This window comes from Mesorhizobium sp. M6A.T.Cr.TU.016.01.1.1 (genome assembly GCF_003952585.1).
Lineage (GTDB): Bacteria > Pseudomonadota > Alphaproteobacteria > Rhizobiales > Rhizobiaceae > Mesorhizobium > Mesorhizobium mediterraneum.
The window spans coordinates 491,436-506,889 of sequence record NZ_CP034452.1; the positions used below are offsets into that span (position 1 = coordinate 491,436).

General features: G+C 57.8%; 13 protein-coding genes. 1 reads left to right on the forward strand and 12 read right to left on the reverse strand.

Annotation, left to right across the window (positions count from 1 at the left end; translation table 11 throughout):
* Window positions 1-124 precede the first annotated feature (124 nt).
* The 5 genes from EJ075_RS02235 to EJ075_RS02255 are packed head-to-tail and all read right to left on the reverse strand — an operon-like array spanning window position 125 to window position 5,815.
* Window positions 125-598: a hypothetical protein gene (locus EJ075_RS02235; RefSeq protein ID WP_095486123.1), complete on the reverse strand. Its 474-nt coding sequence runs from the start codon at window positions 596-598 to the stop codon at window positions 125-127.
* A gap of 49 nt (window positions 599-647) precedes the next feature.
* The gene (locus EJ075_RS02240) at window positions 648-2,888 is read right to left on the reverse strand and encodes a mannose-1-phosphate guanylyltransferase/mannose-6-phosphate isomerase (protein WP_126103185.1); all 2,241 of its coding nucleotides are present in this window, start codon (window positions 2,886-2,888) and stop codon (window positions 648-650) included.
* Entirely contained in the window at window positions 2,885-4,060 is a 1,176-nt protein-coding gene (locus EJ075_RS02245; RefSeq protein ID WP_126103186.1) for a glycosyltransferase family 1 protein, read from the reverse strand. Before EJ075_RS02245 ends, EJ075_RS02240 begins: the two co-directional genes overlap by 4 nt.
* Window positions 4,057-5,094: an SDR family oxidoreductase gene (locus tag EJ075_RS02250; protein WP_158302599.1), complete on the reverse strand. Its 1,038-nt coding sequence runs from the start codon at window positions 5,092-5,094 to the stop codon at window positions 4,057-4,059. Before EJ075_RS02250 ends, EJ075_RS02245 begins: the two co-directional genes overlap by 4 nt.
* Complete coding sequence (locus EJ075_RS02255; protein ID WP_245458090.1) at window positions 5,036-5,815, reverse strand: class I SAM-dependent methyltransferase; 780 nt, start codon at window positions 5,813-5,815, stop codon at window positions 5,036-5,038. The genes EJ075_RS02250 and EJ075_RS02255 overlap by 59 nt, the downstream gene beginning before the upstream one ends.
* Window positions 5,816-6,331: 516 nt before the next feature.
* Between EJ075_RS02255 and EJ075_RS02260 the strand changes: the two genes are divergently transcribed.
* Window positions 6,332-7,039: a hypothetical protein gene (locus tag EJ075_RS02260; protein WP_164547024.1), complete on the forward strand. Its 708-nt coding sequence runs from the start codon at window positions 6,332-6,334 to the stop codon at window positions 7,037-7,039.
* 68 nt (window positions 7,040-7,107) lie between these two features.
* Here the strand turns inward: EJ075_RS02260 and EJ075_RS02265 are convergent, their stop codons facing one another.
* The 7 genes from EJ075_RS02265 to EJ075_RS02295 form a co-directional block, all read right to left on the reverse strand.
* Entirely contained in the window at window positions 7,108-8,337 is a 1,230-nt protein-coding gene (locus tag EJ075_RS02265; RefSeq protein WP_126103189.1) for an O-antigen ligase family protein, read from the reverse strand.
* A gap of 172 nt (window positions 8,338-8,509) precedes the next feature.
* Entirely contained in the window at window positions 8,510-9,586 is a 1,077-nt protein-coding gene (locus EJ075_RS02270) for a glycosyltransferase (RefSeq protein WP_126103190.1), read from the reverse strand.
* A gap of 10 nt (window positions 9,587-9,596) precedes the next feature.
* Window positions 9,597-10,340 carry a methyltransferase domain-containing protein gene (locus tag EJ075_RS02275; protein ID WP_095486131.1) on the reverse strand — a complete coding sequence of 248 codons (744 nt, stop codon included), beginning with the start codon at window positions 10,338-10,340 and terminating at the stop codon, window positions 9,597-9,599.
* Between the two features lie 261 nt (window positions 10,341-10,601).
* Window positions 10,602-11,354: a class I SAM-dependent methyltransferase gene (locus EJ075_RS02280; RefSeq protein ID WP_126103191.1), complete on the reverse strand. Its 753-nt coding sequence runs from the start codon at window positions 11,352-11,354 to the stop codon at window positions 10,602-10,604.
* Window positions 11,351-12,523: a glycosyltransferase gene (locus EJ075_RS02285; protein ID WP_126103192.1), complete on the reverse strand. Its 1,173-nt coding sequence runs from the start codon at window positions 12,521-12,523 to the stop codon at window positions 11,351-11,353. Before EJ075_RS02285 ends, EJ075_RS02280 begins: the two co-directional genes overlap by 4 nt.
* Window positions 12,520-13,848 carry a polysaccharide pyruvyl transferase family protein gene (locus EJ075_RS02290; RefSeq protein WP_158302601.1) on the reverse strand — a complete coding sequence of 443 codons (1,329 nt, stop codon included), beginning with the start codon at window positions 13,846-13,848 and terminating at the stop codon, window positions 12,520-12,522. Before EJ075_RS02290 ends, EJ075_RS02285 begins: the two co-directional genes overlap by 4 nt.
* A complete protein-coding gene (locus EJ075_RS02295) occupies window positions 13,845-15,398 on the reverse strand; it encodes a lipopolysaccharide biosynthesis protein (protein WP_126103193.1) in 1,554 nt (517 codons plus the stop codon). The genes EJ075_RS02290 and EJ075_RS02295 overlap by 4 nt, the downstream gene beginning before the upstream one ends.
* Window positions 15,399-15,454 lie beyond the last annotated feature (56 nt).

Consider the following 15,454-nt stretch of genomic DNA (forward strand, 5'->3'; position numbering starts at 1 on the left):
GTGCTTCGTACAGGGATTATGAGTCGACTCTGTTTGACTTGGGGGCGTCATCGCACATCCTGCCTTTCGTTTTATGACAGTCGCGATCCATGGGAATGCGAGGGGCAGTTAGGGAACCCGTGAGCTACGAACCCGACAAGCAAGATTTGTAGATCGGACCTGCCTGCGCAGGCTGACCGCACAAGATGCCGTTCTCGGCAAGCTTCGCCGCCAAATCCGTGCCATCGGACGTGAGGCATTGCACAACGATGGCATCACCAAACTTTGAGGCGACATTGCCGTCGCAAGGCGTCCCCGTGCCGACCGGTTTGCAGGTCAGGGCGAGCCCTTGGTAATCCCGGCGCGCCGCCTCCGTTACCATCGCACGCATAGATCGCGGCTTGGTAAACGCCACGCCGCACAACACAATCTTGCGGCCACCGACGCGAAGATCATCGACCGCCTGGATGGAAAGCTTGCCATCAAACGGCTCAAGCGCCGCTTGCGGCCTAGGGGGTTGCGAACGAACAGGCGTCCCTTTTTTCACGATGATGGCAAAGAAGCCAATCGCAAACGCCAAGGCAACGAGTGCCAGCAAGCCTATTTTCTTGAACGACAAAAATTCTCACTCCCGCCGTGGCCAAGCACGCGTCTCTCCGTCAATCGCTCTACCGAGATTCGCCGACCGTGCTGTCGAGATACTGGGTCAGCGCACAGACCAGATGGTAGAAGATGCTTGCCGGTACATCGCTCGCCAGCGAGCGCCCCCGCTCGTCGATGCGGTCTATCCACAGGCCGAGCGGCGCCGGATTGATGTGCCAACGGAACAGGCGACCGACACGTGCTTCGATCTCCGGCTTGAGGTCGGGACCGCCCGAACCGTCCAGTGCAATCGCTGCTTTGATTGCTTCGGCCTGCGGCCAACTGCGCGAGACAAGGTCGAGCGGCAGGCCTTGCCGCGAGACGGCGCCATAGGCGAGGCCGGTGGCGCGATTGAGGCCGTTGGCGATGGCCGAGGCATAGAGCTTTCTGGCAAAGCTGGTTAGTTCGCTCTGGCCGGTGCGCCCTGCGAAGTCGACCAGCAGCGAAGCCCATTCGAAATGGTGGCCGGGTTCCGTCCATCCGCCTTTCTCGCCCTCCGCCGGGCTCCACTCGGCGTCGAAATATTCGCCCAACGTCCAGCTTTCCGGATCGAAGAAATGGCTGCGAAACAGATCGACGATGCGCGCGGCGCGGCGAAGATAGGCGAGATCGCCGGTCGCTTGATGCCAGGCCAGGAAAGCCTCGAGCAGATGCATGTGTGGGTTGGAGCGGCGTTCGCCCGCGCCGCTCGACGTTTCGAGAAAGCCGGTCATGCGGTGATCCTCGAGATGCGCGTCGAGAAACGAAAACGTTTCTTCGCCAAGCCGCAATGCATCGGCATTGCCGACCATATGGGCATGCGCCAGCGCAAGGAGCACGCAGGAATGATCGTAGGCATCCTCTGTGGCATCGGCGACCGTGCCATCGACATTAAGCGTGCGCACCCAGCCGCCATTGTCGGTGCGGCCGTTCCTGTTCATGAATTCGATGCCGTGGCTGATCAACCTGTCGGCGGGCCCATCCCAGCCGCGCGCCTTGGCGACAGCGAAGGCGTAGACTTGCCTGGCCATGGTGCGCATGCGCTTAGGCTTCATCAGCGGTGTGGCGTCAAAGCCGAGTGCCTCGTGGAAACCGCCATGGCGCTCGTCGACACCGACCGTGGACCATAGCGGCACCGTCTCTTCAAACAGCCAGTGGTGAACGCGGCGCCGCCAAGCGCCGCTTTCGATCACGCGGTCGTCGGCGGGCGTGAACCTGGTTTCAAGCCGACCGCTCTTTTCGAGCTGCTCTACAATCTTCTTGACGTTCTGGCTGCGGCTGACCGGGGCGACGAAGGTGGCGTCGGCGGTCGAGACGATGGCAACGTCCTTCAGGCCGATGGCCGACAGCAAGCGACTGTCGCTGCGGATGTAGGAGTTCTCGCAGTCGATGGCGACGACGTCGCCGACGATGACGTTGCCCTCTTCGTCGGAGGGACCGACATCGAGCAGTGATTGCCAGGAACCGAGATCGTTCCAGCGGAAGCCGGCCGGTACCATGGCGATGTGACTGGCGCGCTCCATGATCGCGTAGTCGATCGACGTCGAGGGAATGGCGGCGTAGAGCTCCAGAGGCATATAGAGACCGGAAAGATCTGATGTCGCTGCCTGGTAGGCAATTTCGGTGGCATTCCATATCTCGGGCTCGAAAGCCGTGAAAGCGTCGCGCATGGCGCTGGCACGAAACAGGAAGATGCCAGTGTTCCAGTAGAAGTTACCGGCCGCCAGATAGCTTTGCGCGGTCGCGAGGTCCGGTTTCTCGACAAAACGCGAGACATCGCAGATGCCATCCTTCTCGCCGGCGACCTCGATATAGCCGTAGCCGGTCTCCGGCTGGCTAGGCTTGATGCCGAACACCACCAGCCGGCCCGCGCGCGCCGCACCGGCGCCGTTTTCCACGCTCTGCCAGAATTGCCGTGCGGAAGTGATCTCATGATCGGACGGCACCACCAGCACCAGGCTGTCGCCATATTCGGACAAGGTGCGCAGCGTCGCCAAGGCAACGGCGGCGGCAGTGTTGCGGCCGGTCGGCTCGAACAAGGGGCCGCCGCCGGAAAGGTCGAGGCCGGCGAGGTCGGCATGGACGCGGTCGGCGTGCCGCTCCGAGGCAATCAGGAAAATCGGCGTTTCACCATCCGGCCGCGCCGTCAACCGGCGCAACGTCTTGGCCAGCATCGAGCCATCGCCCGAAAAGTCATGGAACTGCTTGGGATTGTCCTCGCGCGACAGCGGCCACAGCCGTGAGCCAACGCCGCCGCTCATGACAAAACTGACGATCCGTTCGGTCATTGGGTGACACCTCTGACATTTTCAAACAAAGCAAGGAGCGCTGCCGCGTAGTCTCGGCGGCGCATTTGTTGCCGACCCTGCAGCACGGCGACACTATCGCGGGCTAAGCGTGGGCGCTGCCCGGCCTCCAGGAGTCGCTGCGCCAGCGCTTCTGCACTATCGGGTGCGAAGAAGAGCGATTCCGGCGCCTGCTCGCGATGCAGCGGAATGTCGGACAGCAGCATCGGCGTTCCCAGCGACTTCGCTTCCTCGACCGTGGTTGACCACCCCTCGAAGTGCGAAGGGTTCAGGAGATAGTCCGCGGCTCCGATCAGGGCGACGACATCGTCATAGGGAATCAATCCGAGGTGTCGAAAATGGCTTCCGAGCCGGTGCGTTTCCGCAAGCTCCATCATGCGCTTGAACAATGTCGGGTCGCGCGGATCGGTGGTGCGCCCCGTGAGGATTATCGGCGGCAAGGAGTCCAGCGCCCCCATTTGGCCTATATGCCTCAACGCCTCTATGACCAGCCTATGGTTCTTGTGGATCCAAAACTGGTTGGGGAGGAAGAAGAAACGCGCAGGCAGACCATGTGCCTGTCGCGCCTCATCGGCGCGCGCCAGGATGGCACCGGGATCGAGGTCGATAGCGAAACGCACGACAGCGGTCTTGTTGCGCGAGGCTGGATAGAATGTTTCGCAGTCCGCCAGCGCATCCCCACTCGATAGCATTATCGTACGATTTCCGGACGTCTGCAGGCGATAGCCGAGATCCCTGCGCCACCAGGCGCTACGCGGAAAGAGTTGCGGCAGGCGCCGGTGCTGGAAATCCGGGATCCAGGAAACAACCGGTACTGGAAACCGGTTCCCGAACCACTGGGCGACTTCAAAGACAACATCGATGCCTTGCGCAGCGACAAGGTCCGCGAAGGCACGATCCCTTCCGCCAGCAAGTGCGATCAGCCCTCGCCTGCCGAGCCCGGCGCCCATGACCCGGTCATCAATAATAGCGGGTGCAGCCAACATATGATCGAAGGACGCGCCAATGCTTGAATGCTGCTCGGGTGTAAGAAACAGTTTCGCCTGCACCTTACCACGCAGCTCGGAGGCGATAACGCTCAACATGTTGCGTAGATAGGATTCGCCGCCTGACCAAGTTCCGCGGCCGATGAGAGTGAAACCGACGGTAATCAAGGCGCGGCGCGCCGCTGACGACCGACAGGCTCGGCGAGAACGTCGGCGCGATACCAATCGACGTAGCCTGCAATACCCTTGCTGAGCGGCACCTGCAACTGAAGCCCCTCCGGGACGCCGGACGGATCCGAGATCAGATTGACAGGGTCGCCCCGCCGGGACTCACCAGAAAACGAGAGGCGATGGTTCCCTCCCCAGGCCTTCAAAATCATGCTGGAAATCGTGCTGACGGACGCAGCTGCGCCCGCACCGCCATTATAGATGGCGAAGCGCGGTTCGCCGGCAGGCAAAATGCGATGGATCAAACGCACGACATCCGAGACATGGTGCCAATCCCTCATTTCCGTACCCGTGCCGCCAAGCACAATGTCGGTTTCGCCTGCCGCGAGCCTGCCGCAGAGATCCCAGAGCAGCTGCTTGCGCAATCCTTCGCCATAGACCGAAAAGAGGCGAGCCACCGAGACCGGCTGGCCGTATGCGGCACAATATGACCGGCCAAGCTCCTCGACCATGCGTTTGTGATAGCCATACGGAGAATAGGGATCGAGCGCCGCGTCGACCCTGATCGAACCGGCATGCCCGCCGCCATAGACCGCAGCCGAGGATGCAAGAACGACAGGTGCATCGGGTGCGTGGCGGCGCAAGAAATCAAGCACACGAGCCGCAGAGACAACACTTTGTTCAAAGTCCTTCAGGGGATCGGCAATTGACTGGCCGACCGTTGCGCCACCCGCCAAATGATACACGGCTGCTGGGCGGCCATGCGCCGCCAGAGCCGCATCCAGCGTTTCCACGGTCACCCCGCCCGAAAGAAAGGCGCCGTGGGTTGCCATAGCAAACTCGGGTGCTTCTTTTCGACCGAAGCCAATGACGTGGCAGCCCTTTTGAGCAAGGAAACGAGCGAGGTGCAGGCCGATAAAACCGCCGGCTCCAGTCACCCAGACAGGCTTAGCCTCTTGTGATTGTGTCAAGAAATCAGTCCTTCCCGTGCTTATGGCAAAGGAAAGAGACCAGGCGCCCGGGCCGGCGGTCAACCGACGCGGCGACCCTGGCGACGACACCAAAGGGAACAGGCGAAAGAGCCAGGCGAACAACCGGGGAGAACGGGCCAAAGATTTTGGCGAGCCTCTCGCGAATCTCAGATGGTGTCATTGGGTCATAATTCACGACGGACTGGAATGAGTTCAATTCGCGGTCGATCGTAAGCCCGGCCTCCTGGATTGCAGCGCGGTAGGCCGCCAGCGTAAAGGCGTTCTCTCCACCGTAGAGGTGATGAAGCGGGTGAGCGCGCAGAAAAGGCTCGAGTTGCTGCGGCCCGGTGACCACATGGTCGCGCAACGACAGGATCGTCGCGCCTTCGCGAGAGAGGCGCGCCATCTCGCGGCAGAAAGCCGGAAGGTCATGGGCATGATGAAGCACCTGCCGTGCGACGACCAAATCATAGCCTGCGGCGGACAATGGGATCGCTTCACCGAAGGCTTCGATCACGTCGATGGGCGTGCCTGTCCTTTCGGCAAGCGTCCGGATTGCAGCGGCGCCGACGAGTGCGCTCGGATCGGGCTCAACTGCGGTTACGGACCAACCCTCGCGCGCCAGAGCGTAGGAGAGAATGCCGTTGCCGGCGCCAAGGTCGAGAGCACGGCCCGCCTTGCGCGGGATCATGCTGCGAACTGCCAGGAACTCCGCGCTTTCGTGATAGCGCTGTGCGGCCACGACCGGATCGTCGAAATAGGCGGCGCGGGCGAGCTCTTTCATCGAAGGCTCGCTCATGCACCAGCGGACGGCGTCTTCCCAAGTCATGGCCGCTTCAGGCATCGAGAGAAACCATATGCTGGATCATCCCCGTGGTTTTCCGGCTACAACTGCGTGAGGCGGCATGTTCTTGGTCACAACGATCTCGCTCTCTCGCCAGATTTCTCAGATTGCCCGAGACGACCACCGCCAAGGCTTAGCTTAACGAGTGGGATAGCGCTTCGGTCATAGGCCCGCATGCTTCGCCCGTCCACCATCCCAGGCGGATAATTTCCAGCGTCGATCACGCTTTAGTCAGGAGGTTGTTCGAGACGTCCAGCTAAGCTACCGTTTCGAGACTCGTCAAGTTCAGATCACGAGAATTCGACCCGCGCCAATATCGCGAGCGCAAACTCACCCCGTTGCGGACTACGGATAGCGAGCATCATGTTTTTCAAGACAATATTCTGCATAATATGCCTTCTAACGTCTTGGCCGGCGATAGCGCAGACGCAGGCTCCGTTCAGGCTTTTCGAGGCTATGAACTTCGCCGGCGGGCCCGATTTTCGTTCGTTCGGCTTCGAGTACCTGAGGATCGTGGACCCTCATGTTCTGGGACCGGACGTTCCCGACGCTGGCCAAGTGCAGCAAGCGCTGGCAATGCCGAGGAGTAACGAATATCTGAATATCGACATTGAAAGCTGGCCCTTGGAGGGCCCGGATCAAGCGTCGTCCATCGCGAAATATCAGAAGACGCTCAGCGCCTTCAGAAAGTCAGACCCGAGCGTCAAGCTCGGCCTTTATGCTGTCTTGCCGCTCAGGGATCATTGGAGAGCGATCGGCCACCAGGGCGCCGTTGCACTGGACGATTGGAAGCAGCAAAACACCAAGATCGGGTCCGCCCTCGTCCCTTATGTCGATGCGCTATTTCCCTCCCTGTATACATTTTACGGCGACAAGGACGCCTGGGTGGCCTATGCACGGGCCAATATCGGGGAAGCACGAAGGATTTCACAAGGGAAGCCGGTCTACTGCTTTCTGTGGCCGCAGTTTCATAAGACCTTGGCCTTTCTGCCAGGCGATCTCTGGTATACCCAACTGGACACTTGCAGGAAGCTGGCTGACGGTATCGTTCTATGGGGTACCATCGGCAGCAATTCCCCTTATCGGCCAGCGAAATGGGATGAAAAAGCGGAGTGGTGGCAAGCTACCTTGAGATTCCTGAACGAGCTTGACAAGGCTCCATAGTGGCGGGTCAACGTATCGCCGGCTCATGTCCGGTGCATACCGGTTTTCGAGCGGGCTATGGCGTCCGGTTATCCGGCCCTGATGGGTGCTCCAAACCGGGCATATGAGCGCGACATCATGCGTCGGTGTGCCCACAAATCAAACGACCTCATGGCGTTGACGCGGAAGATCATGACCGTAACGACAATCCAAAGGAACGCTGCACCCCAGAGCGATCCGGAAAATTGGGCTCCGACGATGGCTTGCGTGGTCAAAAGCGGCAGGAGCGCCAAGCGCCTGTCGGCCAAAAACTTTACCGCCTTTGCTACCTTCACGAAAACCGGAACGAATATCGCCATGCCGAGAAGCCCCATGGCTTGAAGGATCTCCATGAACATATTGTGCGGATATCCGTACAAAGGCAGTTGCGTCCCGTATCCAAACAATGGGTTTTGCTGAAAGAGCTCCCACGACAATGCAATCGATCCAAGACGGCTCGTTGTTGAAGTGTCTTTTCCAATCGCCGTCAAATGGAACTTATCCAGCAACGGCGTTATGTCCGTGACCGCCAACACCAACACTGCGCCCGTAAGAAACAACAGACACATCATCATGGTCATGAATTTGGGACGGAGCATGGGAAGCAAAATGGCGCAACATGCCAAGGCGACAATCGGACCGCGAGCAGCAGCCAGATAAATGGCGGCTGCCGAGGTGACGATTACAGCAACAATTGCGATCTTCAGAATTTTTCTTTGGGGAATTCTTATCAGCGTGTACGAGGCGATAAGTGTAGTCACACCGGCGTGACCAATGGAAATAGGGTTCAACCGCGCGAAATGGACTCGGTCCGTACTATCGATCAGCACGGCATTGGAGCCACTATATTGAAGCCAAACGATGCCCGCCACGCTCAATGCCCCAACAGCAAAAAGAGCCCACGCCACGTTGATCTCCGACCATCTGTTCGTCGACAGGCCCAGAAAAGCCGCGGGCACGATCGAAGTGATGGTGGCAAATACAAGATCGTCCCTCGCCTTAGCGATCTCGGAAGCGTCAATGCCAAGCTTCAGCAGGTAAAGTCCGACGAAAGACAATAACCATACGTCCCCGAACCGCCAGGCTTTCTGCCGGTCTGAAAACAAAAAAGACAGCCCACAGAGGCAAACTACCAGAAGCCGAAAGGCGATCGAAAGCCTCTCATCTTCTCGTCCGGTCACAGATGAAAGGAGCCCGACCAACGGATAACCGGCAAGCGCCAGAGCAAAGCTCCACGCCCACAAATCCTTGTAAATCGGGACGGGTTTGCTGACATGCATAACGATAATGGCACCTTTGAAACAGCAAGATCGATACCATGTCTCTTCCAGTCAAGACAATGGGTTGGCGCTGGCCACCCAATGCGCGTCGCCCAAAAGCCCGCTCTCGGGTCATAGCCGCTGCACACAGAGCGTCCCATCGCTATTGATCGCTAAACGACGGAATCCTCCGCTATGTCAGTTCGAGAAACCGCTCAAATTGTCGCTGCTTGCTGTATTCTTCACGGATTGCGCGGTGACCGGCCCAACCGATCCCGTCCCAGTTCCCGCTGTCCAATTGCCGTGCGATTTTTTCTGATGCGTCCTGCGGATGCTCATAAACTGCCATGGTTTGCCCATCGTACATCGGCGCTGGATAGTTACCGGAATCGGAAACCAGCAGAGCCCCGGCACCCATGGTTTCGAAACAGCGCATATTGCCACGGTCAGGGCCTGCCATGTCGATTGAGGCGTTGACCACGACCTTGGCTCTTCCAAGCTGCGCGTACATAGAGCGACCGAATACGGGAGGCGCACTGACCTCGCGGATCGCAGGCGGGCGCCGCACCGCTCTCAGGGGACCGAACCAGCCAAGCGGCGTTTCGGCCAGCGGTGTATAGCGTGATAGATCCAAATGGAAAACAACCCGGCGGCGGCTGGAAAGACCTGCAACAGCTTCCAATATCTGCCGCCGGCGCTGGTGATGGCGACTGTAACCACCGAAGAACAGGACATCGATGTCCCTGTCCCGATTTGCGGCGACGGTATCGAGCTCCGGATCATGAGCGGGGAAAAAGTGAGCCGTCCTGGCGCCCTGCTCCTCCCAAAGTTGTCGCATGGACGGAAAATTGCAAAGCACGAGATCATAACCTGAAAAGTCAATCTTGCCTGGTGCGGCGCGCCAGGCAATCTTTCGTTTCACATGTCCTGGCAAGCGGCGCACAAAGGTGGCGTCGTAGCGAAATGGATCGAGATTGTAGAAGACATCTGTCTTGTGGTGCTCGATCTGAGCAAGCAGAATGTCGGCCAGCGGCGTATCTTGGCCCAGCCCGTTTTCGCGCGCCCAAGCCCGCTGCAGTGATTCGTCGTCGCCGTTCGTAAAGAATGCCTCCGGGCTACGCCCGAGTATCGGCAAGAGAATGTGTGCCGCCCCGTAGCGATCGTTCAGAAACACTTCCTTCTGCTGCTCGAATCCCCTGGCCTGCCCGACGAGGTCAGCAAGCCGGGGCCGATAGCTTGGGTTGAGCCCAGAATTTTGAAAAAGTCGCATGGCCTCGTTCCTACTGGTGAGTGGGTTTTGTAGCGCTGATGACGAAGCCGGAACAGAACATGCGCCAGTTCAGGGCCGCGCAAAGATTCTCGAACAGAGCGACGGAAAGATAGGCGGGTAAAAAGAACGCAAAGTAATCGCTGGCGCGGTAAAATGACATGACGTCGACCCGCTCAAATCCTTGGTCGCGAAACAGCTTCGCCATGTCCGAAGGAGAGCAATGGTCAAAAAAGGCAGGGTAGCCGGTAACACCGACGGCAGACGGCCTAAGGTGCGGGATCAGCCATTTTTGCATAACCGGTCCGACGAGCCGCAATGCCACCGAATAGGGGTGCCATTTCGATGGGATGTAGTGGTGCATCACGCCCCCCGGCCGTAGCGCCAAAAACATCGAACGCGCCGCCGCCTTGTTGTCCGGTATATGCTCCATCAATGTGATCGAAATCAGCATGCCGGCCTCGACATCGACTGGCCGCTCAATCGACTGGACGACAAATCGATCATAGATGCGATAGCAGTCTGGCTTCTCCTCGATGTCGAGCCCGATATAGGTAAAATCAGCACTCCGCTTGAGGAGTGGCCGGTCAATCCCGCCGACTTCGAGGATCGCCGACGGCCTTAGGCGCGCAACATCGTCAGCGATACGCCGTTCAAGTTCTTCCTTGTAGGATGGCGCACCGAAGATTCGGGGAAAACGGCGTTCGAGCCATGCTGCAGCATTCCTGTTCCAGCCAATAAATGTCTTGAGAATCACCGTATCCCTTTTCTGCCAATCGGTCGTACCGCGGATAGCTGCTTCCTAGTGGATATGGCATAGCCAGCTGCACCACGAGATTCGCCCCATTTCTCCAACCCGATGAAGGTGGCGCCTCTCGCGCAATTCGATTTCTGGATGCCGGTCAAGAATGAAACGAAGCGTTGTCGTGTCTCTCTTCTGTGCGCCGGATGACGAAATCGAGCCTGACAGCTCTCGGCGACACCGGTTGCAGGCACAATATTCGGCGGTCCTGTATTTTTAGCCTCCCCCCGAAGACGGTGGGGCTGATACTTTTTCGGCTATTAGAAGATAACCCATCGGCATGCTCTCGCGAGTCGCAAGCCCCAATTTCTTGACAGGCGGCAATGCCCGCATCAGGCTGGTCAGCCAATAGACCGAACTGGCAATCCGGGGCCGAGACGCCACCGCCTTCGTGGCAAGATCGGAAATAACATCTGTGACGCCGCCGTAGGACGACAACTCGATTGTGCTTAGGCCCGCCTTCATCGTCATCCGCTCCAAGGCGAAGCGGGTGTAGCGATGATAATCGTGGGGAACCTCGTGCAGCCAGTAAAAAAACGGCACGCCGATTATCAACTTACCACCAGGCCTCAAAGCCCGGGCTGCACTGTCGAACAAGGCCTGCGGCGTATGCAGATGTTCGATAACGTCGCTGGCGATGACCGTGTCGAAACTCCCTTGCTCCAGGACCAATTGCTCGTTGAGGTCCGCGAAAAGGTCGACGTAGGCGGCGCCATGGGTGCTGCCCGGCCAATCGACACAGAAGACATCACTGACATGCTCGCGATAGATCCCGTAAAGCGGAACGGCACCACAGCCCAAATCGACAAGACGACCCTTGGCATGAGTAGCGATCGCCGCGGCATAGACGGACGCCAATCGATCGGCGATCAATCGCGACCGCGCCGGTACCTCCTTGCGGTTCGAGCGCCAAACGCCCTTGCCGGTCTGTTCGAACTTAGTAGGCTTCCACTGCTCGGCATTCTTCATTGAACCTGGCCCTCAGCGAAGTCGAGAGGTTCCGCAATTGTCGGCAGCATCATGGCGTGTCGAAGGCGATCGCGCGTGTGCCGTTGGGTGAAATGATCCAGCACGCGCTGGCGCCCGGCATCCCCCATCTTGGCAGCACGGTGAGGCTCTGCCAGGAGACTAGCAAGCGCCTCTGCCATGCTTTCGATATCGTGTTCTTCCACAAGTATGCCAGTCTTACCATCAACAACGGCCTCTGGAATGCCGCTGTGACGTGTCGCCACAACGGGAAGCGCGCTCGCCATGGCCTCCAGGATCGATACCGGCAGGCCTTCCATATCTCCATTGCGAGCCGTCACTGAATGCTGCACGAAAATAGCAGCGTCCTGCATCATGCCCTGAACATATTCTATGCTTCGAGAGCCGTGAAAAATGACACGATCCGACAAATTCTCCTGCTCCACCAACGCCTTGGATCGCGCCATCAAGGGCCCATCCCCAACGAAATCGAGCTGCGCCTCGGGAAACTTTGAAGCAATCCGGGCGAACGCCTCGATCGCGAGGTGCGGTGATTTCTTTTCAACGAACCGCCCAACGAAAAGGAGCCGACCGCTTTCGCGCTTCGATGGTGTGAAGCGCTCGGGCAAAACTCCACACGGACTGACGTGGAGTTTCTCATTCGGACAGCCGATTTGACTCAGACGGTCGGCGATGAAACGCGATGGCGTGATGATGCCGTCAGCAATGGCGAACAGACGCCGGTAGCGACGTCGCCATAGTTGCTTCCTGGGCATCACGGTTGAATCCGCCCCATGGGCGTGGGCGTACAACCGCACGCCGGCGCGGCGACAAGCGGGAGCGAACAGCGCGCCCATCGTAAGATACTCGACAAGGGCGGCATCCACCTTGTGGGCCTTCAAGAATTCGACAACCCGGTCCTCATCGCTCCGCGACATTCCCTCACGCACATACGCAAGCCAGCCCAGACGCGCCACATTGACAATGCGGCTGTGTAGTCGGCTAAGCGGTGACAGCCGCGGGACCCCGGAAAGAACTGGATAACCGAATTGATCGGCACCATCGGGCTCCTGACAGATGAGCACAGTCCTGCCGGGCGCGAGATGGCGAACATGATCACGGATAAATGTTTCAGAAGGCGTGTTGAAGAATTGCGAAATGACAGCAATCATGGGGATACTGCCTCCATCTGCAACTCCACCGGTGCAAATCTGTTTTTGAGAATACCAACCGTGGATAAAGCACTGTCGCGGAGCGCAAGGGTTCCCCGCAGCGATCTTTCCGCTATCGATTCCTGGTTTTGCCACCAGCGCTCAGCGAGATTGCGAAAACCATCCGGCTCAATCTTATCGATGAAAGTAACGTAGTCCTCCAAATCAAGTGATCGAAAAAGATCTGCTGTTTTCCTCTCATAGCAAATCGGCAAGACTGGAAGGCCGCGACACAAACTCAGAATGCACATGTGCATGCGTGTGCATATGGCGCCATCGAATTCGCCAATTTTACGAAGCAATGTTTCGGTGTCCCTGAACTGCAAATCAATGACTACGCTGTTTCGCACGTGCTCCGGCAGATACTTCAAGACGTCGCGCGCCGCGTCCGAGTCGTTGAAGCGATACTCGGGAATCCCTTGGCAGGTCGAAATAAATGTCACTTCGGCCCCGACTTCTTCCACGAACCACGCGGTCGCTCGGGCTACCGATTGATGGTATTTCGCGCGGCCGACCTCAGAATCTCGTTCCCCAAAATCCGCCCACGGCCGAACTGAAACGGCGATTCTCGGCCGCCGTCCCGGCTTCGCAACCTGCGACGCTGCGCGCCGTCTCTCGATCTCGTCCTGGTCCGTCAGAATGAATACGCAGTCTGCCACTTCCTCAATATTATCCGCATGTCCGACGAGCTCTTTCGCGAAAGCCATGGATTTCCGGTCTCTGACCAGTATGAGAGGGCTTTTTCTCAGAATCTCCGCAAGTCGGTGAAAAATGCGATCGTCGCCGAATGGACCCATCGATTGCGTAAAAAAAATGGGCGGCTTTCCAAGATAGACGTCTCTCTCATATTCCGGCAGCCGATGGGAAACCGACCCTCGGTGTTTCTTTGAAAGGTACGTGCCGCCGGTCGAAATAATGAGATCTGCCGCAATGTACTCTCGTAAGGCTCGAGCAACTTGGCCTCCGTACCCAAGGTATTTCAACCAGCTCAAATGCCGCTCTATAAAGATCATGGCGATCAGAATTGAATAAACTGAATTTAATTCCAGCCGTCCCTTTGTCAGCCTATTCAGCAACCTAATATATTTGCTCTTGTGAAGCTGTGCAGAAGGAAAGCAAACAAAGGTGTTTCCCGGATAGTACCGTTTGGCGACCTGCGCATCCATGTCCGCAAAAACGATCTCGATATCGTCTCCGAACGCGGCTTTAAGAATCCGTTTTGTCGCGACCTGGATCGCAGCGTCTCCGCCGTTCAAAAAAACCGTGGTTTCGACGATGATTTTCAATGCTTTAGATCCTCTGGATGGACGTCTTTGTCTAGAAAGAGCCGCATGTCCTCCCACATGGAACCGGCGAAACGATATGGAGCAACAACAAAAGCTCCATAGATTAACATCGTGCTGATAGTCTTTAAGACGAGGCCGCCCTCGGTCAGCATAGACAGGGCGTTAAATGAAGTTCCGACCGACTCCCCGAGAATAAAGAGCGCGACGATCGCAATATAAGCAAAGAAGAATAGGCTCGATGCCTTCACAAGATCCTTGAATCTCAGCTCTGTACCTCTTGTCGCATAAAGCCAGAGTACCGGGGTGAACACCCAAGACGTTATGCACCACGCGACAGCGACTCCCGGAGCCCCCCATTGAATGGCGAACAGGAAGAGCGCAAATCGGATTAACGAAGAGAAGATGGAAAATACAAACAACTCGCGCGCTCGACCCAAAGAGATCAGCGCCCAACCACCAAACTGACCGGAAATACTCGTGATGAGGGACAACGAGAGTATCGCCAAAATAGTACCAGACTTTGACCAGTTTTCTCCATAAACGATCTCTACGATTTCTTGCGCATTGATCGTAATGAGAATGCACAATATCGTGTTTATCATGAGTGTAAGCCGCATGGCGCTGAGATAGGTTCTAGCCCATTTGTCGGGTTGGGTTTGAAGGCGGCTCAGCATCGGAATGATAACCGAGCCAATTGGTCCGCTTATAAGCGTCATCGGCAGCATGAACAGTGAGTAAGCGCGGGTGTAGAATCCGAGTTCGTTGGGACCGGATTTCCAGCCGACCAGCACGTTGTCGGATTGGCGGTTAATGTAGTTTGTGAACTGGGATCCACTGTAATTGATCCCAAAACTAATGGCCGATCGTGCATTCCTCCAATTGGCGACCCTGGTCGGTCGCCAAGGTGACAGTACCCACTGGCCAGTCGTGCCAACAAGAGCCGTCGTGAGCGTCGCCCCGGCGAGCGACCAGTATTCGAAGTGCCAACCCCAGGCCATTGCAACACCGACAGCACATCCACACACGAGGCTGCCAAGATTTACACTATGCAGCGACATCCAACGCATGTGTCGAATTAATAGCGCCTTGTGCTGCGCACCGGCCGCGGTGATCGGGATGGCGATCGCCAGAATTAAGACAAGGTGAAAAACGCGAGGGTCATTGAAAAGCCAGGTCGCGACCGGCGCCATCAGCCACGCCAGCGGCATCAGACCGAAACCGACGCCAAGATTGACGAAAAATAACGCGCTGACGGTGTCGTGATCAACCTCCTTGCGCTGGACAGTCACCATGGACAGACCCAAGTCGGCGAAGACTCCGACAAACGCCGTGACGGACGCCGCCATGGCCACCAGACCGAAGTCATCGGGTTGCAGCAACCGCGCCATTAGCGCCATGTAGCCGACCTGTGTAAGAAGAATCAAAGCCTGAGCGCAGAGGGCTATGACCCCCCCAGATGCCGTGCGTCTCCCGAGATCGCGCGTCAGATGCTCGCTGCTTAGCACAGAGCTTTTTGACGTATCAGAACGACCGGACGGAGCCTTCGTCACAATGGCATTCCAGCGCGCTCTCGTCGGTTGGTCACGGGCCCATGCACGTAGCTATT

What these genes read in the sequence shown, in the direction of transcription:
- EJ075_RS02240 (WP_126103185.1), bottom strand. Translation starts at nt 2,888, where the DNA reads ATGACCGAACGGATCGTCAGTTTTGTCATGAGCGGCGGCGTTGGCTCA.
- EJ075_RS02255 (WP_245458090.1), bottom strand. Translation starts at nt 5,815, where the DNA reads ATGAAAGAGCTCGCCCGCGCCGCCTATTTCGACGATCCGGTCGTGGCC.
- EJ075_RS02260 (WP_164547024.1), top strand. Translation starts at nt 6,332, where the DNA reads ATGAACTTCGCCGGCGGGCCCGATTTTCGTTCGTTCGGCTTCGAGTAC.
- EJ075_RS02265 (WP_126103189.1), bottom strand. Translation starts at nt 8,337, where the DNA reads ATGCATGTCAGCAAACCCGTCCCGATTTACAAGGATTTGTGGGCGTGG.
- EJ075_RS02270 (WP_126103190.1), bottom strand. Translation starts at nt 9,586, where the DNA reads ATGCGACTTTTTCAAAATTCTGGGCTCAACCCAAGCTATCGGCCCCGG.
- EJ075_RS02280 (WP_126103191.1), bottom strand. Translation starts at nt 11,354, where the DNA reads ATGAAGAATGCCGAGCAGTGGAAGCCTACTAAGTTCGAACAGACCGGC.
- EJ075_RS02285 (WP_126103192.1), bottom strand. Translation starts at nt 12,523, where the DNA reads ATGATTGCTGTCATTTCGCAATTCTTCAACACGCCTTCTGAAACATTT.